17 protein-coding genes, 1 tRNA gene and 3 pseudogenes are annotated in these 24,566 nt (G+C 59.4%); 15 read left to right on the top strand and 6 right to left on the bottom strand.

Features of this window, described 5'->3' with window-relative positions; translation table 11 throughout:
- Positions 1–41: 41 nt before the first annotated feature.
- The 5 genes from ACP7CJ_RS12985 (at position 42) to ACP7CJ_RS12965 (ending at position 7,036) form a co-directional block, all read left to right on the top strand.
- The gene (locus ACP7CJ_RS12985; RefSeq protein WP_276195852.1) at positions 42–2,195 is read left to right on the top strand and encodes a type I secretion system permease/ATPase; all 2,154 of its coding nucleotides are present in this window, start codon (positions 42–44) and stop codon (positions 2,193–2,195) included.
- On the top strand, positions 2,185–3,561 hold the full coding sequence (locus ACP7CJ_RS12980) for an HlyD family type I secretion periplasmic adaptor subunit (protein WP_426101859.1): 1,377 nt from the start codon (positions 2,185–2,187) through the stop codon (positions 3,559–3,561). Before ACP7CJ_RS12985 ends, ACP7CJ_RS12980 begins: the two co-directional genes overlap by 11 nt.
- A gap of 130 nt (positions 3,562–3,691) precedes the next feature.
- Positions 3,692–3,767, top strand: a tRNA-Thr gene (locus ACP7CJ_RS12975).
- A gap of 112 nt (positions 3,768–3,879) precedes the next feature.
- Positions 3,880–4,476 (top strand): DUF4145 domain-containing protein, encoded by a 597-nt coding sequence (locus ACP7CJ_RS12970; protein WP_426101857.1) that lies wholly within the window; start codon positions 3,880–3,882, stop codon positions 4,474–4,476.
- Positions 4,477–5,977: 1,501 nt separating this feature from the next.
- Positions 5,978–7,036, top strand: coding sequence for an AbiJ-NTD4 domain-containing protein (locus tag ACP7CJ_RS12965; protein WP_426101855.1), 1,059 nt, complete (start codon positions 5,978–5,980; stop codon positions 7,034–7,036).
- A 767-nt stretch (positions 7,037–7,803) separates the two neighbouring features.
- Here the strand turns inward: ACP7CJ_RS12965 and ACP7CJ_RS12960 are convergent.
- Together ACP7CJ_RS12960 and ACP7CJ_RS12955 are read right to left on the bottom strand one after the other, a co-directional pair.
- A complete protein-coding gene (locus ACP7CJ_RS12960; protein WP_426101853.1) occupies positions 7,804–8,781 on the bottom strand; it encodes a hypothetical protein in 978 nt (325 codons plus the stop codon).
- Positions 8,754–9,197 (bottom strand): annotated as a pseudogene (locus tag ACP7CJ_RS12955) (hypothetical protein); the annotation flags it as partial. The pseudogene ACP7CJ_RS12955 and the gene ACP7CJ_RS12960, both read right to left, overlap by 28 nt.
- 375 nt (positions 9,198–9,572) lie before the next feature.
- Between ACP7CJ_RS12955 and ACP7CJ_RS12950 the strand changes: the two are divergent.
- From ACP7CJ_RS12950 to ACP7CJ_RS12935, 4 genes and pseudogenes are all read left to right on the top strand, one after another.
- Positions 9,573–9,854: a DUF3077 domain-containing protein gene (locus tag ACP7CJ_RS12950; RefSeq protein ID WP_426101851.1), complete on the top strand. Its 282-nt coding sequence runs from the start codon at positions 9,573–9,575 to the stop codon at positions 9,852–9,854.
- Between the two features lie 165 nt (positions 9,855–10,019).
- Positions 10,020–10,391, top strand: a pseudogene (locus ACP7CJ_RS12945) (CHASE2 domain-containing protein); the annotation flags it as partial.
- Positions 10,392–10,521: 130 nt separating this feature from the next.
- Positions 10,522–11,085 carry a serine acetyltransferase gene (locus ACP7CJ_RS12940; RefSeq protein ID WP_426101849.1) on the top strand — a complete coding sequence of 188 codons (564 nt, stop codon included), beginning with the start codon at positions 10,522–10,524 and terminating at the stop codon, positions 11,083–11,085.
- 38 nt (positions 11,086–11,123) lie between these two features.
- Positions 11,124–11,396, top strand: a pseudogene (locus ACP7CJ_RS12935) (peptidase M48); the annotation flags it as partial.
- A 79-nt stretch (positions 11,397–11,475) separates the two neighbouring features.
- On the opposite strand, the gene ACP7CJ_RS12930 reads toward ACP7CJ_RS12935, so the two are convergent.
- The 4 genes from ACP7CJ_RS12930 to ACP7CJ_RS12915 all read right to left on the bottom strand — a co-directional run bounded on the left by ACP7CJ_RS12930 (position 11,476) and on the right by ACP7CJ_RS12915 (position 17,806).
- A complete protein-coding gene (locus ACP7CJ_RS12930; RefSeq protein WP_426101847.1) occupies positions 11,476–12,762 on the bottom strand; it encodes an OprD family porin in 1,287 nt (428 codons plus the stop codon).
- Between the two features lie 457 nt (positions 12,763–13,219).
- The gene (locus ACP7CJ_RS12925; protein WP_247400211.1) at positions 13,220–13,435 is read right to left on the bottom strand and encodes a hypothetical protein; all 216 of its coding nucleotides are present in this window, start codon (positions 13,433–13,435) and stop codon (positions 13,220–13,222) included.
- Between the two features lie 234 nt (positions 13,436–13,669).
- Positions 13,670–14,776, bottom strand: a complete 1,107-nt coding sequence (gene aguA / locus ACP7CJ_RS12920) for an agmatine deiminase (RefSeq protein ID WP_426101845.1) — start codon at positions 14,774–14,776, stop codon at positions 13,670–13,672.
- Between the two features lie 120 nt (positions 14,777–14,896).
- The gene (locus ACP7CJ_RS12915; RefSeq protein WP_426101843.1) at positions 14,897–17,806 is read right to left on the bottom strand and encodes an aminotransferase; all 2,910 of its coding nucleotides are present in this window, start codon (positions 17,804–17,806) and stop codon (positions 14,897–14,899) included.
- Between the two features lie 152 nt (positions 17,807–17,958).
- Between ACP7CJ_RS12915 and rfbB the strand changes: the two genes are divergently transcribed.
- The 6 genes from rfbB to ACP7CJ_RS12885 are packed head-to-tail and all read left to right on the top strand — an operon-like array spanning position 17,959 to position 24,560.
- Entirely contained in the window at positions 17,959–19,041 is a 1,083-nt protein-coding gene (rfbB, locus tag ACP7CJ_RS12910; protein WP_426101841.1) for a dTDP-glucose 4,6-dehydratase, read from the top strand.
- Positions 19,038–19,913: a glucose-1-phosphate thymidylyltransferase RfbA gene (gene rfbA, locus ACP7CJ_RS12905; RefSeq protein ID WP_426101839.1), complete on the top strand. Its 876-nt coding sequence runs from the start codon at positions 19,038–19,040 to the stop codon at positions 19,911–19,913. Before rfbB ends, rfbA begins: the two co-directional genes overlap by 4 nt.
- A complete protein-coding gene (gene rfbC / locus ACP7CJ_RS12900; RefSeq protein WP_426101837.1) occupies positions 19,910–20,455 on the top strand; it encodes a dTDP-4-dehydrorhamnose 3,5-epimerase in 546 nt (181 codons plus the stop codon). Before rfbA ends, rfbC begins: the two co-directional genes overlap by 4 nt.
- Positions 20,452–21,333, top strand: a complete 882-nt coding sequence (gene rfbD, locus ACP7CJ_RS12895) for a dTDP-4-dehydrorhamnose reductase (protein WP_276195838.1) — start codon at positions 20,452–20,454, stop codon at positions 21,331–21,333. The genes rfbC and rfbD overlap by 4 nt, the downstream gene beginning before the upstream one ends.
- A gap of 36 nt (positions 21,334–21,369) precedes the next feature.
- Positions 21,370–23,178: a sensor histidine kinase gene (locus ACP7CJ_RS12890; protein WP_276195837.1), complete on the top strand. Its 1,809-nt coding sequence runs from the start codon at positions 21,370–21,372 to the stop codon at positions 23,176–23,178.
- A complete protein-coding gene (locus ACP7CJ_RS12885) occupies positions 23,175–24,560 on the top strand; it encodes a sigma-54-dependent transcriptional regulator (RefSeq protein ID WP_276195836.1) in 1,386 nt (461 codons plus the stop codon). The genes ACP7CJ_RS12890 and ACP7CJ_RS12885 overlap by 4 nt, the downstream gene beginning before the upstream one ends.
- Positions 24,561–24,566: the final 6 nt, after the last annotated feature.

Here is a 24,566-nt window from a genome sequence, read left to right as displayed (position 1 = left end):
CTTGACGGCGTTGGACCACTCAGCAGTAAGAGAGAGTCAGCTTGGATTCTGAAATAGGTGTGGCGCAACTCAACCATGACCCGCGCAGTCAGCATGACGACCCCCTGCTGGATGGGTTGTTGACACTCTGTTCACTGCATTACAAACCCGCCAGCCGCGCGATGCTGACCACTGGGCTGCCACTGGCGGCCCAGCGTCTGAGCGCCGAGTTGCTGCCGCGTGCAGCCGCTCGGGCGGGTTTGCAGGGCCGGTTGCTGCAACGCAAGCTGGAACAGATTCCGTCCATCGCGCTGCCCGCCATGCTACTGCTCAAGGGAGGGCGCAGCGCGGTGCTGTTGGGATGGGACGGTGACACGGCGCGCCTGCTGCTCAGCGAAAGCGACGGCGGCGAAGTACACGTCGCCCGTGAAGTATTGAGTCAAGATTACAGCGGTCGGGTATTTTTCGCCCAACCGCAGCATAAATTTGACATCACCAGCGGCACGCTGATCCCGCGCGCACGCTCGTGGTTTCGAGACACCCTCAAGCGCTCGCGCTGGCTCTACGCCGACGCGATCGCCGCGAGCCTGGTGATCAACCTGATCGCCCTGGCCGCACCGCTGTTTGTGATGAACGTGTACGACCGCGTAGTCCCTAACCAAGCCACCTCGACCCTGTGGGTGCTGGCTATTGGTATCTGCGGCGCCTACCTGTTCGACCTGCTGCTCAAGAGCCTGCGCAGTTTATGCCTGGACCTGGCGGGCAAAAAAACCGACCTGATCATTTCCGCGACGCTGTTCGAGCGCATCGTGGGCATGGCGATGAAAGTACGCCCGGCACGGGTCGGCAGCTTTGCGCAGAACATCCATGAATTCCAGGGGATGCGCGATTTCCTCACCTCGCTGACCCTCGCGAGCCTGATCGACCTGCCCTTTACGCTGATCATCCTGGTGGTGATCGCCATGCTCGGCGGCCACCTGGTGTGGATTCCGATCATCGCCTTCCCGCTGGCCCTGGGTATCGGCCACATGCTGCAAAAACCGCTGACTGCGACACTGGAGCGCACCATGGCCCTAGGCGCCGAGCGCCAGTCGAGCCTGATCGAAACCCTCGCCGGGCTCGATGCGGTCAAGGTCAATAACGCAGAAAGCGAACGCCAGTATCAATGGGAACATACTATTGGCACCCTCAGCCGCCTGGAACTGCGGGTCAAGGTGTTGTCCGGCCTGGCCATGAACATCACCTTGCTGATCCAGCAAGTGGCCGGCGTGGCGATGATCATTTTCGGCGTGTACCAGATCATTGATGGCGTCCTCAGCATGGGCGGCCTCGTCGCCTGCTACATGCTCAGCGGCCGCGCACTGGGCCCGCTGGCCCAACTGTCGGGCCTGCTGACGCGTTACCAGCAAGCCAAGGTGACGATGGTCTCGGTCGACCAGATGATGGAGTTGCCGCAAGAACGCAACTACGACGAACGCCCGCTCAGCCGCAAGGCACTGCAAGGCGCGATGACGTTCCGCGAAGTCGACTTCACCTACCCGAACCAACAGACCCTGGCGCTGCGCGGCATCAACCTGAATGTAAAGCCGGGCGAGAAAATCGGCATCATCGGGCGCAGCGGCTCGGGTAAAAGCTCGCTGGCCAAACTGCTGGTCGGTCTTTACCAGCCGGATTCGGGCTCATTGCTGGTCGATGGCGTGGACATTCGCCAGATCGATGTCAGCGAATTGCGCCATAACATCGGCTATGTGGCCCAGGACATCCAACTGCTGGCCGGCACCTTGCGCGACAACCTCGTCTCGGGCGCGCGCTACGTGGATGATGAAATGGTGCTGCAAGCCGCAGAACTTGCCGGCGTGCATGAATTTGCCAGGCTGCATCCGCAAGGTTACGAACTGCAAGTGGGCGAACGCGGGCAAAACCTCTCCGGCGGCCAGCGACAAAACGTCGCCCTCGCCCGTGCGTTGCTGTTGAACCCACCGATCCTGCTGCTGGACGAACCGACCAGCGCCATGGACAACACCGGCGAAGAGCGCCTGAAACAGCGCTTGCAGTCGGTCATCGAAAACAAGACGGTGATTCTGGTTACGCACCGCGCCTCACTGCTGAGCCTGGTGGATCGCCTGCTGGTGATCGACCGTGGCCAGATACTCGCAGACGGTCCAAAAGCGGCCGTTATGGAAGCACTGAAAAAGGGGCAAATCAGTGTCGCTTAATTCCGGCCCACGCCGTTTGAAAGACGTCATCTTCGGCTATTTCAGGGGCACCGACTCGCTCGAAGACCAACCCTTGCCCGAAGTCGAAAAAGCCCTGGTCGACGACGCCCCGCGCATCGTGCGCCTGACCATTTGGGGCGTGATCGGCTTCTTTGTGTTCCTGCTGCTGTGGGCACACTTTGCGATCATCGATGAAGTGACCAAAGGCGAAGGCAAGGCGATCCCCTCCTCGCGCATCCAGAAGATCCAAAACCTGGAAGGCGGCATCGTCGCTCAGATCTACGTGCATGAAGGGCAAATCGTCGACGCCGGTGCGCCACTGGTACGCTTGGACGACACACGCTTTGCCTCCAACGTCGGCGAAACCGAAGCCGACCGCGTGGCCATGGAGCTGCGTGTGGAGCGCCTCAGCGCAGAAATCGAAAATCGCCCCCTGAATATCACCGAAGACGCGCGCAAAGCGGTGCCCAATCAGGCCTCGAACGAAGAGTCGCTGTACCTGAGCAGGCGCCAGCAACTGTCGGACGAAATCGGCGGGCTGCAACAACAACTGCTGCAACGCCAGCAGGAACAGCGTGAATTTGCGTCCAAACAGGAGCAATACCGCAACAGCCTGAGCCTGCTGCGCCAGGAGATCAGCATGTCCGAGCCACTGGTACAACAGGGCGCGATCTCGCCGGTAGAAGTGCTGCGTCTCAAGCGCTCCGAAGTGGAAACCCGCGGCATGCTCGACGGCACCACCCTGGCCATCCCTCGCGCCCAGGCCGCCATCAACGAAGTGCAACGCAAAATCGACGAGACCCGCGGCAAATTCCGCAGCGAAGCCCTGGGTCAACTGAATGAAGCGCGCACCAACCTGAGCAAGGCCCAGGCCACATCCAAAGGCCTGGAAGACCGCGTCAGCCGCACCATGGTCACCTCGCCCGTGCGCGGCATCGTCAAGCAAATGCTGGTCAACACCGTGGGTGGCGTGATCCAGCCCGGCAGCGATATCGCCGAAGTCGTACCGCTGGACGACACCTTGCTGGTAGAAGCCAAAATCCGCCCGCAAGACATCGCCTTCCTCCACCCCGGCCAGGAAGCGATGATCAAATTCACCGCCTACGACTACACCATCTACGGCGGCCTAAAAGGCAAACTCGAACAGATCGGCGCCGACACCGTGATGGATGAAGAGAAGAAGAACACCTTCTACCTCATCAAACTGCGCACCGACCGCAGCCACCTGGGCACCGACGACAAACCCCTACTGATCATCCCCGGCATGGTGGCCTCCGTGGACATCATCACCGGCAAGAAGAGCATCTTGAGCTACCTGCTCAAGCCGATCATCAAGTCCCGTGCAGAGGCCATGCACGAGCGTTGATCGGGGCAACTTGTTGCTGGAACAGCAGGTAAATGCAGGGCAATGTGCGAAAACTTGGGTTTTCGCAAAAATAGTCAGATTTCAGGGGTTTACAGAACTTTTTCAATCGCTATAATCGTCGCCCTAACACGCCGGTATAGCTCAGTTGGTAGAGCAACTGACTTGTAATCAGTAGGTCCCGGGTTCGACTCCTGGTGCCGGCACCATTTAAAAACAAAGGCTTGCAGCGATGCAGGCCTTTGTTTTTTGTGTCAGACGTAACAAGGCACGTAACAAAAGCTGACTTGTATGTCGGCTTTCAGCCATCGGAGGCAATGTATGAAGCAGGAAGGCACCATTTCTCTTGAGCGTTGCCCCCACTGCAGCACCGCAAAGCCCAATCTGACGTATGCATCCCATTTTGAGACGAGCAACTCTAGCGGCAATTTCCGTCGCAATTGGGCTTGCTATGTCTGCAGAACGTGCGGTGGGGTAATTCTTACCACTGCCATGATTGACGAGAGAAGCAGGCCCCAGGCCATTCATGAGATGTGGCCAACGCCAGCTTCCGTAGACGCAACTATTCCTCAACGTGCCAAGCAATATCTTGAGCAGGCGATCGCCAGCATCCATGCGCCATCTGGAGCAGTCATGCTGGCTGCATCGGCTGTAGACGCGATGCTTAAGGAAAAGGGCCTCAAAGAGGGCAATTTGTACGGACGGATTAATCAGGCGGCAACTCAGCACCTGATCACCCAGGAGATGGCAGCCTGGGCACACGAAGTCCGACTCGATGCAAACGATGAGCGCCATGCAGACGAAGGGGCCGATTTGCCCAATACAAGCGATGCGACGCGCGCCACCGAATTTGCACTTGCCCTAGCTCAATTCCTGTTCGTTCTTCCGAGTCGAGTCGCAAGAGGTCTGGGCAAGTAATACTTCAAAGGAGCGCTGGCCAGGTTGTAATAGCCCGGCGTCCTGAGGAATAGTCCGCCCGAAATAGGGTCGCCGCTGTGAGTGTGCACGTCGAGCGTCCCCCCCACCCTATACACGGGAAAAAATTCTCCGGTGTGCACCTCAAAAGTGCGTCAGAAGTGTAAGTGAGATTTTAGAGCCTCTTCAAACCCTTACAAATCAATGGCTTGAGCCACAATAAAAATAGTAAGTCGACTGTAAGAACACCGTCTGAGCCACACAGTTTGGCACTGTAAGTGCGCACAGCAATAACCTATTGATTTATAACGACATTTCTTTAATGCGCTCTCAGCTGACGCTTTTAGACGGCACAACTGTAAGCGACGTACCCCACGGAATACGCGGGCTCCAGGACTTTCTTTCACCCGTAGACGCCACTTACGTGTCAGGAGGGGGTGACCCAGGAAATGTTTTTTTCGGGAACCTCGAAGGTATGCTGCAAACCACGCCCAGCCCTTTGACCGATCCGGAGAACAGCAATGAGTAAGCCCCACCCACAAGCAGCACTACCGAAGATCAGCGTCGTTAAAGACGATCGACATTGGCGCGTAGATTGGGACTATCAGGAAGCTCCGGAAAGCCGAATCCTTACCAAGAAGGCAGAGTTCTTAGACGGGTATGTTTGCGGCATCCTGGCTACCCTGGGACTCTCAGCAGGCGATCTATGCCGACCCTCGGCCCGCGTTGGCACAGTTAGGAGGGTGGAGGAGGCAACGGCATTAAAGCTGGCTCAACTGCTTAAAAGTCTCTTACACCCCGTGGTTGAGGAGGAACATTGCAGGCTGGTGAATGAGGCGAATCTCCCGCATATTCGTTTCCAGGCCGAGCGAGACGCAGTGAAAGCCTCTGAAACTCAGTAAACCTGATCCAGCCCCCGCCAGCAGCGGCTTGTAGCTCTTTACGCCCTCAGCCTTACTCAGAGCGCAGAACTCATGTTTTTGAGCTGCACTCAAAATGAAAATAGAGGTTTCGGCTTGTTTTCTTGGCGTGCGCTCAGGCCGGCCGGGGCATTTAGAATCTCATCATCACCGAGGACGTCGTGCCACGCGATGCAAGCGCATGACATTTCTCTGCAATACCTTTCACTTTGTGCAATCACCAAACGCCCCACAGCCCCCGCAGCGGGCTTGGGCGCGGGCATGGTTTGCACCACCACCTGGCTTTGCACAAAAAAGGGACGCAGAGCCCGTCGGCGGGAGGGGGATAAGTGCTTTTTCATAGCGATTTTTCTCGCCCTCAGACTTTTGTTTAGCTAAAAATGCGTGCACGTTGATTCGGTTTGAACAGAACGCACTATCTTGTTGTAGATCGGTAAACCCTCCAGCCAGGTCAACCGTGACGGGCAGCAAACGGCCAAGGGCGGATTGATACCTCGCCCCTTCGGAAGATTGCTTCAGATAGACCAGAGGCGCCCCGCCGGCCTCGAAGTCACCACTAAGTGCCGGAGCAAGAGAATTTAGCCATGCTTACTGATGTCTTCTTTCGCAGGTATGCGAATCGCCCAATGTTCGAAAGCGTCGGACAAAACGAATCTGCACTTTTTGTGCAGTCATACAGAATCGTCAACGAGCAGATTTGGAAGTACTACGGACACAGCCAGAAGGTCGACGAAGGCGTTAAGAAGACTTGGACTGATATTCACGACCGTTTGGCGATGGAGATCGGGCTCAAGGAACTGTCGCCGAGGTACTACTCCTATCAAACCGAGTATATGGGCAAGCCTCACACGAACTCGGGTTTGTACAATATCAACCTAGTGGTCGAGCAGTGGCTCAACCTCAAGTTTACTGCCGGCCTGGACCCCGACATGTTCGTCAAGCGCCGACTAAGCTTCGTCGAATTGGCCTTCCGCACCCGAGAGGAGCAGGTAGCTCAAGCAAATTCCGAGTTTCCGCGCCAGCTGGCCGACGCCGAAATTCAAGATAAGAAACCCAGGGGGTCCATGACAGTTCCTGGCTCGCGATGCAGCGGCGTTCGAGCTATTAATGAGCACTTGAACAGCACGTTTGCAGCCCATGTGAATGAGCTGAACGAGCGCCTAAAGCAAGCGGGTATGCCTCTGCACTATCACAATGGGTACTTGCAGATCACACAGGATGCGCAGCTTCAGGAACATGTCGAGCAGCCATTCTGGCTCTTGGTCAACGACGCTCAATGGAAGAACGTCAGCATAGACATGGCCGAGGCGATTGATCGCAGAGACACCGGTGGCCGAGACCCATCGTTCTATGCCGCCAAGGCACTGGAAAGCACGATCAAAATCATTTGCGAACTCAAAAAATGGACTACCAATCATGAGAAAGGTGTGTCTGATTTCCTGAATCATCTTGAGAGTAAAGCGAATGGCGCATTCATAGATGGCTGGGAACGGCAATCAATGCAGCGGTTTTACAGCGACGTGCGAAACGACTTGGGACATGGACCCGGCTCAAAAGACATGCCGAACTTCACAACGCAGCAGATAGATCAAACCATCGAGTTTTGCATGTCTTGGGTCAAGAGCTTGATCAAGCGGCTATAGAAGCAGGGGCCGATGGCCCCTGCTGTGCTGCGCTACAACTGCTGAAGGATTCTGATCAAGCGGATCGACCAATACGCGGTCTGCAATGCTCGAATCAGCTCTTCAGGAAGGTATCGGCTAATGAATGACTTCATTGGCAAAAGCTCCAAGGGAAAACAAAAAGCTGTGCTTCTATAAAAGAGCCCACAGCACTTCCCACTCGTTTAGTGACTCACCCTGTAACGTTGCAAACAATATGCTTACAACGTTTACTTTTAATCGCACCAATTACGCTAATGCAACTTACGCAACTTTAGCCATTTATGGTCAACCGTTTCGGGTTGACGGGTTCGTCACATAGCCATACCCTTTGAGATTCCGGTAACAAAGAAGTACAGCTTCGAATGGTTGAGGGATGCTACCACAGCCATTCTGCGAGCAACCAGCCAGCCTGGTGCATCTTAGAAGCACAATAAAGCCCGCGTCTAAGCGGGCTTTGTCGTATCTGGTGCTGTGAGATCACGCATTTTTGAGCACCGCCTCCTGCAACATAAGGGTTTGACTGGGATCTTGCTTATATTTGTAAACCGTATTCGGTTTACAAGGTAAACACTTGTAAACACCACTACCGCCCAGCATTTCAGACGAACGGTAATGCAATGTTTTATTCTAGAATTTTACATCTACTGACTACGACACTTATGAGGCCCTCATGAGGCCCTCATTACTCCCCATTAAGACTTAAACGACATTCACTGCTCTGTAAACCGAGCGAGCTAATTATCTTTTTATAGAGTAATCATCTTTAACTTCGCACCTAATGCTCCTGCTTTAACTGCATTTCCGTTGAAAGCCACAGCATCACTTGGCGCCGGCGTTGGACCCGGTGTGTGAGTATGCGCAGCCAGTTGCGCGCTCAACTGCTGCACCAGGTCGAGCAAATCACACAGCACCTGCAGCACGCTCACCCCTTCGGATCCCAACCAGATCTTGGGCGCGACTAGCCGCTGGCTGACCGCCGCCACGCTCTTACGCAGCCCCTGAATACTTTCCTCCATATCCCCACCCACCGTGGCGTTATGCTTCTGCCCTACCACCAGGTTCAAATCCCGCCCGGTTGCCTGGTGCAAATCATCCACCGCAGCCAGGCTCGCAGACCCACCCGACAGCAGCTTGAGCGCGCCCAGCGCCTCGATCGTCTTGATCCCACCCACTGACTCTGTGGAATGGTCGTCCACCGTCCTAGTGTGATTCTGGAACGTCTCAATATTCCCCATAGCCTCTACTTCCCGCTCGATCGCCTTGTCCCGGATCTTGCCGTCAGTCTGGCGCAGCCAGTTGCCATCGGCGTCAACGCGCTGCTGACAGGCTTCGCTGTGCTGCCACACCTGGTCGCCCTTCGGCACGCTGGGCATGCTCAACCCGTGGGGCAGGATCGTTTGGATATAGGGCTTGTGCGGCAGGCCGTAGGCAAAGCACACCACTACTTGGGTGCCCTCTTCCGGGAAGGCATAGATGCCCATCTCTTCGCCACCGGTGGGCAGTGGCAACGGCACGCCTGCCAGGATCGGCAGCTTGGTGTCTGGCTCGCCGTCTGGCCCCATGACCTCGATGTCGACCGCATAGCGCGGGCGGAAGTCGTCACAGATCCCGGCGCCGGCCGGAGCGTCGGCCACGGCGACAACCCGGGCAAAGCGTGGCAGGTGGTAACCGCCGGTGAGTTCAGGGAATTGTCGTTCTACGCTGCGGCGGATTGCGTCGTCCATCGGATGGCCATCTGGTTGTCGATGAGCGCCGCACTGGTGATTCGCTCGCCGTGGTTGATCGTTGCACCTGGTCGCAACCCGGGAAGGGCTGCAATCATTGCGCTTTGGTTGCCCTGGTAGCCGTCGAACAGCTCCACCGGCAGCTGCAGCGGCGAGCGAACGCCAAAGAAGCTGTCGGCCCAACTGCCCACAAACACTTCCCCGTCACCCTGCTGCTGCCAGATGAAGTCGGGGATGTTGAAAACCCGGGCCAGGCTGTCCATGGCTTGGTATCCGGCAGCCAGGCTGTAGAAGAATGGCGCCTTGACCCCGGCGTAAGGCCGTTCCGGGACGCGAAAGCGAAGGCCGGTGTGCTGGCTGATTTCGACCAAGACGGCGCGCAGGTCGACTTGGCGCAGGTTCAGCGGTAGCGGGTTTCCGGCGTCCGTGTTCATACCTTTCCCGCATGCAACGTTGTGGAGCAATAAGGCTCAAACCACAGACGGATAGCAAAACCACCAATCTATTTTCCTGATTGCTCCCCACCGCTCACCACGCTACCCTCCACTCTGTCGCTGCCAATTCAGCGATCGGGCCTGAGAACCCCGCAAGATGCAGGCGCACCAAGCGCCCCAAAACCCGATTTGCAGGCGTTTTTTTTCGCCCACCATTTCGTGCAATGGCGGCTGTGCGTGGGAGACCTTCGGGTCTGCCGGGTTCCTGTATCTCCGGTTTCTCAGCCTGCGCACAGCTGCCACCCATTCGCCTGAGAACGAACGTGGTAGCTCTCACTTGATATGGGAGTTTTACCAATGACCGCTACAAATCCATCTGCATTAACCACCCTCGGTGTCACCCCCTTCTCCTTTCACTCCGACCAACCTCTGTTCCGCGTCAACAGCGGTGTTTCTCTGCATGAAGCCTTGCACCACGTCTCCGACTTACTCCATGTCGCCAAGCTACTCGCGGAAGATGCGGCGATGGTGCGGGAGACGGATCGTTATGCCTGGGCGTCGCATTATCTGCAGGAGATGAGCAAGGCGGTGATTGATGACGTGGTGAAGGTGTTGGCGTCGCCTTGCAACGCTGAGTAACGGTCTCCAAGCCCCACACAAAACGCCTCGGACGGTACAGACCAAGGCGTTTCAGTTTACGGAGGCAACCCACGCACAGAAATATGGCACTTCGCCACCACCCCAATTGACACCCCCTCCCCACCACGTTAAAACCCCTGTCTTGCTTGTGCTTTTTATCAAGACATGGATGTTGTCGACCCCCCGCTGTTCAAACATCGCCGCTATTGGCTGGCCGCCATCATCGCGCAGCTGGCGATCCTCGATTCTTTCGGCCTGGCCAGTTCCAGCGACAAGGCGTCGGCGCAGTGGCTCAACCGTATGTTCGCCTGTCACTACGCCAATGACGGCTAGCAGCGGGTGGCGGTGGTGTTGATCGATGATGCGCACCTGATGCGCAACGCAACCTCCTGGCCGATGCCCTATGGCGAGCAGAGCAAGTTGTTCAAGCGCTTGCCGGCGTTCAAACCCAAGGCGGTGTTTGTGGATTTGCTGTATAGCCATGACCACTCTTTCGGCGATCCGGCACGGGGCAGTCAGTTACTGGCGAATGTGTTCGGGAAATAGGGGTCTGACCCCGTTTTCACAACGAGATTTGTGCAACGCCTCGGGCTCGCCGTGGTTGCGGCCTGAGGCTCACCTGCAACCGCTTACTCGCGGACGACTTATTGATGATGGGAAAGAAATCGTGAATCTGGATCAGTTGTTTGAGTGTTGGCGACTTGAAGTATCAAACAAGAAGCGGGTGGGAAGCCGGATAGGGCTGTTCTCGAACATCGTTCGCCGGGCCAGAAAGGACAACAAATTGCGCTTCCTGTTCTCTTTCCGGCTTGCCCAGTATCTCAATGGGAAGGGTGGATTCTGGGCTGCACGCGCACGCCGGATGCAGCAAAAGCTGAATCTCAAATACGCGGTTGATATCGACCTTGGCGCGGTGATTGGTCCTGGGCTGAGAATTGCGCATCTACCAGGTGTTGTGATCACCGGCCACGCCAGGATCGGCCGTAACTTCTTCATTCGGCAAAACACAACTGTGGGTGTCAAAACGCTTGGGCTGGACCATTACGATCTGAGGATCGGCGACAACGTCAGCGTGGGGGCAAACAGTTGCATCATCGCTGACAAACTGGTGGTGGGAGACAACGCCACTATCGGGGCGATGTCCCTGGTCAACAAAGACGTGCCAGCGGGTTGCGTCTTCTACAACAAACGGGAAGCATCGACCAGCCCCTCCACGCCGCCGCATAGCTGACGCCGTTGGCAAGGGGAAATAGGGGTCTGACCCCGTGTTTACAGGCCATCAAGGACCGGAGCCTCGCAGGCCCGTCGACCTATGACCTGATGATCAGCGACCACCTCAAGCGCGGCGATGGCAAATCGGCGCTGGCGATGATCGACAAGGCCGAACGCAACCTGGGCTCGGAAGAACGGTTCATCACCGAGAAGTTGCTGGCCAACCAGCAATTGCAGAACGCGCAGCAGGCGCAAACCGTGCTGCGCAAGTGCGAGCAATACCCGACCCGCAAGGCAAACTGCAAGAAACTGGCGCCGGCCAAAGCCTGAGGTTGACCCACCGACATAAAAAAACCCCGAACCAGTCGGGGTTTTCTATCGCCTGCAATCAGGCGCGACGCCGGATCAATTAGAAAACGTTGATCGGGTAGTCGACGAACAGACGGTATTCGTTGCCGCCTACGTTGTAATCACTGGCGTTGTTGGAAACGCGCAACCACGAGGCACGAGCACGCAGGCTCAGGTCTTTGACCGGGCCGCTCTGAACGATGTACTTGAACTGGTTCCAGATTTCACGCTCGGTGCCATCGCCACGGCCGCTGCCGTCGTCGATGTTGGTACCGCGAACGTAAGCCACGTTGTAGGTCAAGCCAGGCACACCGAAGGTAGCGAAGTCGATGCCGTAGGCCGCTTGCCACGAACGCTCGTCCTTGCCGTTGAAGTCGGACCAGTAGGAGTTGGCCAGCAGGATGGTGTTGCCACCGTCGCCGATGCCGCCAGCGTTGCGGTATCCGCCGTACAGGTAGCCGGTGTCGCCGGTGCTGCGCTGGTGAGCGACGGTGAAGCTGTGCGGGCCGACAGCCCACGTGGCGCCCAGGCTCCAGATTTTGTTGTCGCGGGCGTCCGCATCACCTTGGTTCTCCAGGGCGAAGCTGCGATCCAGCTTGGTTTTGTAGCCGTTGAAGTCAAACGTCAGCGACTGCTTTTCTGGCAGGGCCAACACGTAGTTGACGTTGACGTATTGCTTCTTCAGCACGTCCTGCATGTCGGAGGCGTACAGCGCTGCCGACAGGCTTTCGGTGAATTTGTAGCTACCGCCGATGTAATCGATGCTTTTCAGACGGCCACTGTCGGTACCTTCGGCGCTCTTACGCGCTTCTTTGGTGAAGTGACCGCCATCCAGTTGCAGACCTTCGATCTCTTTGGAAACGATCGAGGTACCGGTGTAGGTTTCCGACAACAGACGAGAGTTGTCGTAAGCCAGCACGGGCACGTTCGGGAACTGGTCACCGTACTTGAGCACCGTGTTGGAAAGGCGGAACTTCACCGCCGCGCCGCCTTTGGCCAGGTCGTTGGCGGCTGAGCCGCTGTCGCCTTGCTTGAAGAAGTCGATACCGCCCGCGCCGCTGCGGCCTTTACCGCCGTCCAGGCGAATGGCGTACTGGCCAATCACGTCCACACCCACACCGACGGTGCCTTGGGTGAAGCCGGACTCAAACTTGCCGATGAAGCCCTGGCCCCATTCGGCTTTGTCTTGCTTGCCGTTCTTGTAGTCACGGCTGATGTAGGCGTTACGTGCTGCGATGTTCAGATGGCTGTCTTCAACGAAACCCTTGGATTGTTCCTGGTCGTTTGCCATTGCTGTCGATGCGCTCAAAATCCCCAGAGCGATCAGACTCATCCGTTGTTTCAACATTTTTTTTATTCCTTATTACTGATTGAATACGCGCTACGACACCAAGCTCCTTTTTGCTGTTTTGGTGTCGACTTTTTCCGAAAAAAAGAAAGCCCGCGGACGACTTAACTGCCGCGGGCCTTTTTTTATTGGTTGAGTCATGGCTGTTAGCCACAGGCGTTGGACGCAATGCTAGTCTCGCGCTGAACTATGTGTCAATTTCGCGAATCGTCTGTATTTAGGCAAAAAAATTCTAAGCCACGGCCTACAGCGCTTTAGCCATCGCCTGGAAATCTCATCCATACAGAAAAAATACGTATTTAGTAACGTATTTTTCAAGTCAGACGTTTGGGAAGACATAACGCGTGCAAATTGAATTGGGCGCTTGCGCGCGGTCGGTGTCGGTCAGCCACTTATTCAGTGGAGGGCACACCGCAATGGCGAGCAAGCTCACTCGCACATTTTGATAGGCTCGTTCCTAGTTGTGCATCAATTCACACAATGCATGCATTTCATCCTCGCTGAAAAAACCAGCCGGGTAGCGCTCATTCATCACGCTGCGTAAATCTGGCTGCTGCCTGATCTGCCGTGAGCCGTGTGTCTTCAACCAGAGCGCCAGCGCATGAATTTCGTCACTGTTGACCCGCACGGGGTGGAACGTGCGCGCGTGCATCACGTCGATATTGGCATTCATTTCAGCGCTCTCTCCTACTGCGTGAGCGGCTAACTTACTCAAGGTTTATGACAGAACTGCGCAGTCATCACCGTGAGCTACTGTGACAATGCCAATACAAGAGCTATGCCAATGTGCCGTGTTTATAGGCAATCGGACACAAAAAAGCCCACGGCCTTACGGGGCCGCGGGCTTGTTGTGAACGCTAAAAACGGCTGGCGCCCGCTCGCCGTTCCGGCGTTGTTACAACTGCACTCAATTTTTCTGCGGGGCAGGCTGTTGTTGGGTCAGGCAATGGATATTACCCCCACCCAGTAACAGTTCGCGGCCCGGCACCATCACCACTTCGTGCTGCGGGAACAGGTTCTGCAGGATTTCCCGGGCCTGGCTGTCCAGTGGGTCGTCGAAGCTCGGCGCGATGATGCCACCGTTGACGATCAGGAAGTTGACGTAGGAACCGGCCAGACGCACGCAAGGATTGCGCTCCTGGCTGCCGTCCACCGGGTCCACACCCGCGCACTCTTCCTCGGTGGCATAGAGCGGCCCCGGAATCGGCATTTTATGCACTGTGAACGAGCGTCCCTGGGCATCAGTGCTGCTTAGCAGCACGTCCATGGCCGCGTGGCAGCGGGAGTAGTTCGGGTCTTGCGGGTCGTCGGTCCAGGCCAGTAAAACTTCGCCTGGGCGCACATAGCAGCAGAAGTTATCCACATGGCCATCGGTTTCGTCGTTGAACAGACCGTCCGGCAACCAGATGATCTTATCCACAGCCAAGTTGGCGCTCAGCACCGCCTCGATGGCTTCGCGGTCGAGATGCGGGTTGCGATTGCGGTTGAGCAGGCATTCTTCTGTGGTGATCAGGGTGCCTTCGCCGTCGACATGAATCGAACCGCCTTCCAGCACAAACCCTTCGGTGCCGTAGCGCGGCGCGCGCTCGATCCCGAGAATCTTGCCGCCGACCTGCGCGTCACGGTTCCACGGCGCATACAGGCCACCGTCAAAACCGCCCCAGGCGTTGAAATCCCAGTTCACGCCGCGCACTTCGCCACTGTTGTTGATCACGAAGGTCGGGCCGGTGTCACGCACCCAAGCGTCGTCGCTGGACATTTCCACCACCCGGATATTGGGCACATCCAAACGGGCGCGGGCGTTTTCGTATTGGCCGGCGGAAACCGCGACAGTGACCGGCTCAAAACGCGCGATGGCCTTGGCCACTGCCACGTGCGCGGCCTGCGCCGGCTTGCCACCCAGGCGCCAGTTGTCCGGGCGCTCGGGCCAGATCATCCAGGCCTGGGTCTGTGGCGCCCATTCGGCGGGCATATGAAAGCCATCGGCGCGAGGTGTGCTGTGCAGGGTGGTCATGGCAATCAGGGCTCCGAAAGGGTGAAAGCCGACTTTATAGCGGATAAAAATCGGCCTTAACAGCATCAAAAGAACATAGTCGATAAATATGACAGCAAATAACCGATAACAATCGATTATTTACAGCTGTTCATCCAACACCTTCGACAGCATGTCGACAAAGAAATCCACACTGCGTTTGGAAGTGACCATCGGCGGCTTGATCTTGAGAATGTTCAGGTAGTCGCCGGTCGGTTGCATGAAAATCCCCAGCTCACGCAAGCGGTCGCACAGCAGTGTGGTCTCTTCGGTGGCGGGTTCCAGGGTATGCCGGTCGCGCACCAGCTCCAGGCCCAGATAGAAACCGGAGCCGTGAACGGCGCCGACCAACGGATGACGGTCGATCAGGGCTTCCAGGCGCGCCTTGAAATGCGCACCGACCACTTGGGCGTTTTCCCAGAGCTTTTCTTCCTCCATCACATCCAGCACCGCCATGCCGATCCGGCAACTGACCGGGCTGCCCCCCGATGACGAGAAGAAATACCCCTCGGCCTCCAGCGCCTCGGCAATCTCCCGACGGGTGATCACCGCCCCCAACGGCTGACCGTTGCCCATGCCCTTGGCCATGGTGATGATATCGGGCACCACGCCCTGCTCTTCAAAGCCCCAGAAGAAATGCCCCATGCGGCCATAACCCACCTGCACTTCATCGGCGATGCACACACCGCCCTGGGCGCGCACCAACGCATACACCTGCTGCAAATAGCCCGGCGGCAGGGAGATACCCCCGGCATTGCCATACACCGGCTCACAGATGAAGCCGGCCAATTGACGTTTGCTTGCGGCGATTTTCGCCAGGTTGTGCTCCACACTTCGCACGTAATCCGGCGCGCTGTCCTGCCCGCGGAACTCGCCGCGATAGGTATTGGGCGCGGTCACCGGATGCACCCACTCCGGACGACTGCTCAGGGCCTTGGGGTTGTCGGCAATCGACGTGGACACCGCGTCCGCCGCCACCGACCAACCGTGGTAGGCCTCCAGCACACTGAGCATGTCGCGCCCACCGCTGTAGGCCCAGGCCAGGCGGATCGCCAGGTCATTGGCTTCGGTGCCGCTGTTGACCAGGAAGACCCGATCCATGCCGTCCGGCGCCAGCGCCAGCAAACGCTCGGAGAATTCGGCAATCGCCGCATAGTGAAAGCGCGAGTTGGTGTTAAGCAGCGACCACTGCCGCGCTGCCACCGCCGCCATGCGGGGGTGCCCATGGCCGAGCACGGCCACGTTGTTGAGCATGTCCAGATAGGAGCGGCCCTGCATGTCGATCAGGTGGTTGCGCCAGCCCCGTTCGATGCGCGGCGGGTCGACGTAATAGTGCTTCTGCGAGCGAGCGAAGCTGGCGTCGCGGCGCGCCAGCAGGGCTTCAGGGTCGAGTTCGGGTTCGGCATCGCAGGCCAGCCCCAGCAGCGTCGAGGGTGACGGGCATAGCGCTTGCCACGCCAATGCTCGGCTCGGCGTGCAGAACAAAGGCGGTTCAAGATCGGCGCGGCACCATTGCACGGTCAGGGGGGCGTGGACCTCCCCCAGCATTTGCCCTTCCACCACCGTCGAACCCGCTTTCAACAGGGTTGTTACGCCCCACAACCGCAGGCTCAACGGGCCGTTCTGCACACACAACAGGCCATCGGCGCCGACATGCAGCACCCCGGCGAAAGGCGCTTCCACCGCTGTGCCGTGGGGCAGGTGCAACTCGACATGCAGCGGGAGCGTCTGCGGCTCCGTGGCGCTGTCTGGGTTCGTGCGCGACAAACGGTATTGGCCGTATCGACTGGCCGCCAACCCGTGCACCGCCGCGGCCTCGTCCAGTAACCGCCGGTCAATCCCGGGTTGTTCCCAATTGCCCGCCTCGAAGTGCGGGCTGAGCACCCCCAGGTCGATCAGCGCGAACTCACGCCCCACCAGCCCCGGCAAGAGCGGCGCAAACCCCTCGCTAGCGATCGGCGGCAGCGTCTGCCCGACACTGCACAGGATCGCCGCCTCCATCAATTCAAACGGCACCGACGTCGCAACGTGGAAAATTTCCCACTCATGCTCGGCGTTTTTCAACAGGTAGTCGTTATCGGGATCAAGGCGTTGCTGCTGTTCGCTGCTGAGTACCAGCACCGCCGCACGGGCGACGATCAGCGGCCACAGCGCCTGTAATTCTGCGCGCTGCAAAGGCGTAACGGCGTGACAAGCCTGGACTGCCGGCAAGATGGCAAAGGGATCACCCTCGGCATGGTGCAACAGCGCGGCACAGGTCACCGACAGGTCGGCGATGCGCCAGGTATGCGCCAGATCGCCGAAATCGATCACCCCCTGGACTTGCCAATGGCGCAGCGCATCGCGCTGCCAGACCACATTGTCATCGGTGATGTCCATGTGTACCGCTTGCCACGGCAAGTGATCCGCCAGGGGCCGAATGCCCGTACCAACTTGCTCGGCCACTTGCTCCAATGCGGCACGGTGGGGCAGGTCTGGCAGGGTCGCCAGCAGGTGGCTGATCAGTTCCTGAGCGTGGCGCGGATCCCATTGCAGGGTCCGTTCCAGGCCTGGGTGAGCGAAATCGGCCAGCGCCTGGCTCATCCGCCCGCACAATTCACCGAAACCTGCGATGACCTCGCGGCCCACGTGAGGCAGGTGGGTCAAGGGTTGGCCGTCGATGTAATCCAACAGCCGCAGGTGCAGGGTTTGCCCGTCGACGGTCACGGTCAGCAGGTCTTCACCGGTCAGGGCCTTGATCACCCGTGGGACGCGCAACCTGTCCTGTGTCTGCAACGTGCGGAGCGCGGCGTGCTGGGCGTGCAGTTCAATAGCGGCGTAGTCGCCCAGGCAGATTTTCAGCACAAACCGGCCACCGTCGCTGTCGACCCTGTAGTTGAGGTCTTGCTGGCTGCCCAGGGACCGTAAGGTGCCCGTGAGGCCGTAATGCTGCTCAAGTAACCGTACCGCCTGGTCGGGCCCCACTTGTGGGCAGGGCAGGCTGGCGCGATGGATCAACGTGGCGAGCAACATGGGGCGACCTCGGGTTTTTATCAGGTACTTATATCGCCATTATTGAGGGGGATTAGGCAACCCCCCGACGTGCCGCGCTTGCACAGATCCGCGTCACAACTCAAGCTATGCTCCATCCGCTTAATGTCCGTCTAAGGAAAAGGCCCTCCGACATGCGCATTCTTGTTACTGGTGGCGCTGGTTTTATCGGCTCCGCCCTGATCCGCCACCTGATTCAACACACCAAGCACGAAGTGCTCAACCTGGACAAACTGACCTACGCCGGCAACCTGGAGTCGCTGACCAGCATCGCGTCCAACAGCCGCTACGAGTTCGTCCAGGCCGATATCGTCGACCAGGCCACCGTCAGCGCCGTACTCGCGCGCTTCGAGCCCCAGGCGATCATGCACCTGGCGGCCGAGTCCCATGTCGACCGTTCCATCGACGGCCCGTCGGATTTCATCCAGACCAACATCGTCGGCACCTACAGCCTGCTGGAAGCCGCCCGCGCCTATTGGCAGACGCTCGCAGAGCCTGCCAGGAGCGCGTTCCGCTTCCACCATATTTCCACCGACGAGGTGTACGGCGACCTGCACGGCGTGGACGATCTGTTCACGGAAACCACGCCCTACGCCCCCAGCTCGCCCTACTCGGCCAGCAAGGCCGCGTCCGACCACCTGGTTCGCGCCTGGCAGCGCACGTATGGCCTGCCGGTATTGCTGACCAACTGCTCGAACAACTACGGGCCGTTTCATTTCCCCGAGAAGCTGATCCCCCTGGTGATCCTCAACGCCCTCGCCGGCAAGCCGTTGCCCGTGTATGGCGATGGCTTGCAAGTCCGTGACTGGCTGTTCGTCGAAGACCACGCCCGCGCGCTGCTCAAGGTGGTAACCGAAGGCGTGGTCGGTGAGACCTACAACATCGGCGGCCACAACGAGCAGAAGAATATCGACGTGGTGCGCAGCATCTGCGCCCTGCTGGAAGAGCTGGCGCCGCAACACCCGACCGGTGTCGCGCGCTTCGCCGACCTGATCACCTTCGTCAAGGACCGCCCCGGCCACGACCAGCGCTACGCCATCGATGCCAGCAAGATCGAACGCGAGTTGGGCTGGGTGCCGGAAGAAACCTTTGAAACCGGGCTACGCAAAACCGTGCAGTGGTACCTCGATAACCTGGAATGGTGCCGCAGGGTCCAGGACGGCAGTTATCAGGGCCAACGATTGGGCAACACAGACATGAAGGATCTAATTGCATGATGAAGGGAATCGTATTGGCCGGCGGCTCCGGCACCCGTTTACACCCCATTACCCTGGGCGTGTCCAAGCAACTGTTGCCGGTGTATGACAAGCCGATGATCTACTATCCGATCTCGGTGCTGATGCTCGCCGGAATCAAGGACATCCTGGTGATCTCCACACCGGTGGACTTGCCGCAGTATCGCAACCTGCTGGGGGATGGCAGCCAGTTTGGCGTGCGTTTCACCTATGCCGAGCAGCCGTCTCCAGACGGTTTGGCTCAAGCCTTCATCATTGGCGAAGAGTTCATCGGCGACGACCCCGTGTGCCTGATTCTGGGCGACAACATTTTTCACGGCCAACACTTCGGTGATCAACTGCGCACCGCCGCCAAACGCCCGTCAGGTGCCACCGTGTTCGGCTATTGGGTCAAAGACCCAGAACGTTTCGGCGTAATCGACTTCGACAAGGAGGGCCGTGCCCTGTCTATCGAAGAGAAGCCGGCGAAGCCGAAATCCAGCTATGCCGTGACTGGCCTGTATTTTTACGATAACGATGTGATCAGGATCGCCAAAGCGGTCAAGCCTTCGCCACGCGGAGAGCTGGAGATTACCGATATAAACAATGCCTATCTCCAACGCGGTGACCTGCATGTAGAGCGCTTCGGCCGTGGCTTTGCCTGGCTCGACACCGGCACCCATGACAGCCTGCTCGAAGCCTCGACCTATGTGCAGACCATTGAGCACCGTCAAGGACTGAAAGTGGCGTGCCTTGAAGAGATCGCTTACGAGAATGGCTGGATCGATCGTGAGCATCTGCTGGAACGCGCCAAGTACTTCGGCAAAACCGGCTATGGACAATATTTGTACACGCTCGCCGGGGATACCGAATGAATGTGACCGCCACTGAGTTGCCCGGTGTATTGATCATCGAGCCGAAGGTTTTTGGCGATGAGCGCGGCTTTTTCTACGAGAGCTTCAACACCAGGGACTTTGCCCAGACCACAGGGTTTCAAACGCAATTTGTGCAGGACAACCACTCGCGCTCGCAAAAAGGCGTGCTGCGGGGCTTGCACTATCAGATCGAACACGCCCAGGGCAAACTGGTACGCGTGACGGCGGGTGAAGTATTGGATGTGGCGGTGGATATCCGCCGCAGCTCACCTAATTTCGGCAAATGGGCAAGCGTGCGCCTATCTGCCGACAATAGCCGCCAACTGTGGATTCCACCGGGGTTCGCCCACGGCTTTGTGGTACTCAGCGACTACGCCGAGTTTCTCTACAAGACGACTGATTACTACACGCCTGCTGCAGAGCGTTGCATTCGCTGGAACGACGCCGAACTCAACATCGATTGGCAGTTGGACGGCGCACCGACATTGTCGGCCAAGGATCAGAACGGCAAAGACCTGAAGGACGCGGAGCTGTTCCCTTGAGCGGCCACCTTAAAATCCTGATCACCGGCCAACACGGCCAACTCTCCCAAGCGCTGCAACAACGGCTCCAGGGCCAGGGCGAACTCATCGTGCTGGGCCGCGACAGGCTGGACTTGGCCCACGTTGACCAGATCCGCGAGCAAGTGCGCGCCCATCGCCCCGACCTGATCATCAACGCCGCAGCCCACACTGCGGTCGATCAGGCCGAAAGCGAGCCGGACGCGGCCTTCGCGGTCAACGCCACCGCGCCCGGCGTCCTCGCCGAAGAAGCCAAGGCCTTGGGCGTGCCGCTGATCCACTACTCCACCGACTACGTGTTTGACGGCAGCAAACCTGCGCCTTACACCGAAACCGACATCCCCAACCCGTTGGGCGTCTACGGCCAGAGCAAGCTCGCCGGTGAGCAGGCGATCGCGGCCGTGGGGGGCGAATACCTGATCCTGCGCACCAGTTGGGTCTACTCCCTTCACGGCAAGAACTTCCTGCTGACCATGCAGCGCCTGCTGCAAGAAAAACCGCAGATGCGCATCGTCGCCGACCAGATCGGCGCGCCGACCTGGGCCGGCACCATCGCCAACAGTACCCGCGCGTTGATCGAGCGCTGGCAGGCCGGGCAGGCGGGCGACTGGGGCGTCTATCACCTGACCGCCCAAGGCGAAACATCGTGGTTCGGCTTCGCCCAGACGATTGGCGAGCACCTGCGCGCCGCTGGCCAACCCTGCGCCGAATTGGAAGCGATCCCGTCCAGCGCCTACCCGACGCCGGCCAAGCGCCCACTGAACTCGCGCCTCGATTGCAGCCGCCTGCAACAGCAGTGGCAGGTCAGCCAACCGTCGTGGCAAGACGCATTGCGCGAGTGTCTTGCACGGCAGCACTAGGCATAATGCGCCGGTACCCTCAGGCGCATGACTCCCATGACCCCATCCCTCCCGCGAAGACCCCGCTGGCGCAGCCTCGCCCTGTTGGCGCTGTGCCTGGCGCCGCTGCTGTGGCCGCTGGAGCACCTGGCCGAGCGCTACTATCGCAGCGAGCTGGCCGGGCAGAACCGTCAGACCCTCGACCTGTACGTCGCCAACCTGCTGGGCACCCTGCATCGCTATGAAGTACTGCCGCAGATCCTCGGCGACTTGCCAGCCCTGCGCACCGCGCTGGCGGCACCGCAGGTCAGTACTAATCTGGTCAACGCCAACCTGCTGCTCAAGGACGTCGCCGCCCAGGCCGGGGTCGAAGTGATGTACCTGATGGACACCACCGGCAAGACCCTCGCCGCGTCCAACTGGGACAAGCAAGACAGCTTCGTGGGGCGCAATTTCTCGTTCCGCCCCTATTTCAGCGAAGCCATGGCCGGGCGCCTGGGGCGGTTCTTCGGCCTGGGCACCACCTCGGCCAAACGCGGCTACTTCTTCGCCGCCGCGGTGCGCGATGGCGCGAAAATCATCGGGGTGCTGGTGGTCAAGGTCGACCTGGACCACACCGAAAGCCTGTGGGGCAACACCCCGGAGCAACTGCTGGTCACCGACCACAACGGCGTCGTGATCCTGACCTCGCGCCCACAATGGCGATTTCGCGCCACCCGGCCACTGACGGCCGAAGAGCACCAGGCGATTATCGCCATCCAGCCCTACCCCACCCGCGATCCGCAACCGCTGGTCTTGAGCCCTACGGCGTGGCTGCGCCAATCCACGGTCATCGCCGAAACCGGCTGGAACGTGGAGATCCTCGCGCCACAATCGTTGATCAACCGCCCGGTGCGCACCGTGGTTGCGGTGGGCGGCGCCACGCTGCTGGTGCTGATGTTGCTGCTGGGCCTGATGATGCAGCGCCGTCGGCACTACCTGGACCGCATCGCCTTCGAAGCCAAGGCCCGGCGCGAGCTGGAAATGCGCGTGGCCGAGCGCACCAGCGACCTGGAAGGCCTCAACCGGCGCCTGAAACAGGAAGTACTGGAGCGCGAACACGCCCAGCAGGAACTGGTGCGCGCCCAGGATGACCTGGTGCAGGCCGGCAAATTATCGGCGCTGGGCACCATGTCGGCGAGTATCAGCCACGAGCTCAATCAACCCCTGGCGGCGATTCGCAGTTATGCGGAAAACGCCGAAATCCTGCTCGACCATGAGCGCACCAACGATGCCCGCGGCAATCTCAAGCTGATCAGCGAACTGACCGGGCGCATGGCCTCGATCATCGCCCACTTGCGCGCTTTCGCCCGGCGCGATCGGCATGCGCCGGAAAGCGTCGCCCTGCAACCGGCGCTGGACGACGCGCTGGCGTTGCTGGCCAAGCGGCGGCGCGCGATGGAAGTCGAGTTGATCCGTGACTTGCCCGAGGCCACCCTATGGGTCGAGGCCGGTGAAACCCGCCTGCGCCAGGTGCTGGGCAACTTGCTGGCCAATGCCCTCGACGCCCTCACCGAAAAAGGCCCGCCGCGCAAACTCTGGCTGAGTGCCGAAACCACCGAACAGGGCGTCAATCTGTACATTCGCGACAACGGCCCGGGGTTTTGCATGGAAGCCCTGGGCCGCGCCAGCGAGCCGTTCTACACCACCAAGACCCGCACCCAAGGCCTCGGGCTGGGCCTGGCGATCTGTGACACCTTGATGCGTGCCTTTGGTGGCGAACTGCTGTTTGCCAACCACAAGCAAGGCGGCGCGCTGTTAACCTTGAAATTGCGTGCCGGCTCGCCGGGCGTCAGTCTGCAACCGTCCGAGGACCGCAGTGTATGAGTATCGATAACCAGATCCAGGTAGTGTTGATCGACGACGATCCACACTTGCGTCAGGCCCTGTGCCAGACCCTGGACCTGGCCGGGCTGAAAGTCCTGCCCCTGGGCGAAGCCACCGGCCTCACCGCACGCCTGTCGCGGGATTGGCCGGGCGTGGTGGTCAGCGATATCCGCATGCCCGGCATGGATGGCCTGGAGCTGCTGGCCGAGCTGCACGGCCAGGACCCGGACCTGCCGGTGCTGCTGATCACCGGCCACGGCGATGTACCGCTGGCGGTGCAGGCCATGCGTGCCGGGGCCTATGACTTCCTTGAAAAGCCGTTCGCCAGCGACGCCCTGCTCGACAGCGTGCGCCGCGCCCTGGCCCTGCGCCGGCTGGTGCTGGATAACCGCAGCCTGCGCCTGGCCCTCAGCGATCGCCAGCAATTGAGCACGCGCCTGGTCGGGCACTCCCCGCAAATGCTGCGCCTGCGCGAGCAGATCGGCGCGCTGGCGGCAACCAAGGCCGATGTGCTGATCCTCGGCGAAACCGGCGCCGGCAAAGAGGTGGTCGCCCGCGCACTGCACGACTTGTCGAGCCGGCGCAGTGGGCCTTTCGTGGCGATCAACGCCGGAGCGCTCGCCGAATCGGTGGTCGAAAGCGAGCTGTTCGGCCACGAGCCAGGCGCCTTTACTGGCGCGCAAAAACGCCGCATCGGCAAGTTCGAATTCGCCAACGGCGGCACGCTGTTCCTCGATGAAATCGAAAGCATGAGCCTGGATGTACAGGTCAAGCTGCTGCGCCTGCTGCAGGAGCGCGTGGTCGAACGCCTGGGCGGCAATCAACTGATCCCGCTGGATATCCGCATCATTGCCGCCACCAAGGAGGACCTGCGCCAGTCCGCCGACCAGGGCCGCTTCCGCGCCGACTTGTATTACCGCCTCAACGTCGCACCGTTGCGCATTCCGCCTTTGCGCGAGCGCGGTGAAGATGCGTTGATGCTGTTCCAGCACTTTGCCGACGAAGCCAGCAGCCGCCATGGCCTGCCGCTGCACGAACTGCAGCCGGGCCAGCGTGCGTTGCTGCTGCGCCACAGTTGGCCGGGCAATGTGCGCGAATTGCAGAACGCCGCCGAGCGCTTTGCCCTGGGCCTGGAGTTGGCGCTGGACAACACCCAGGACAATCCGTCCGCCGGCGTGCTGACCTCCACCCCCGGCGGCCTGAGCGAACAAGTCGAACAGTTCGAAAAAAGCCTGATCGCCGCCGAACTGACCCGCCCCCACAGCTCCCTGCGCAGCCTCGCCGAAGCCCTCGGCGTACCGCGCAAAACCCTGCACGACAAGCTGCGCAAGCACGGCCTCAACTTTGCCGACAGCGCCAGCCACAGCAGCGACGACGAATGACCCACC

The organism is Pseudomonas sp. PSPC3-2, assembly GCF_049897085.1.
Taxonomy (GTDB): domain Bacteria; phylum Pseudomonadota; class Gammaproteobacteria; order Pseudomonadales; family Pseudomonadaceae; genus Aquipseudomonas; species Aquipseudomonas paraveronii.
This window is presented reverse-complemented; position numbering and strand designations above follow the sequence as displayed.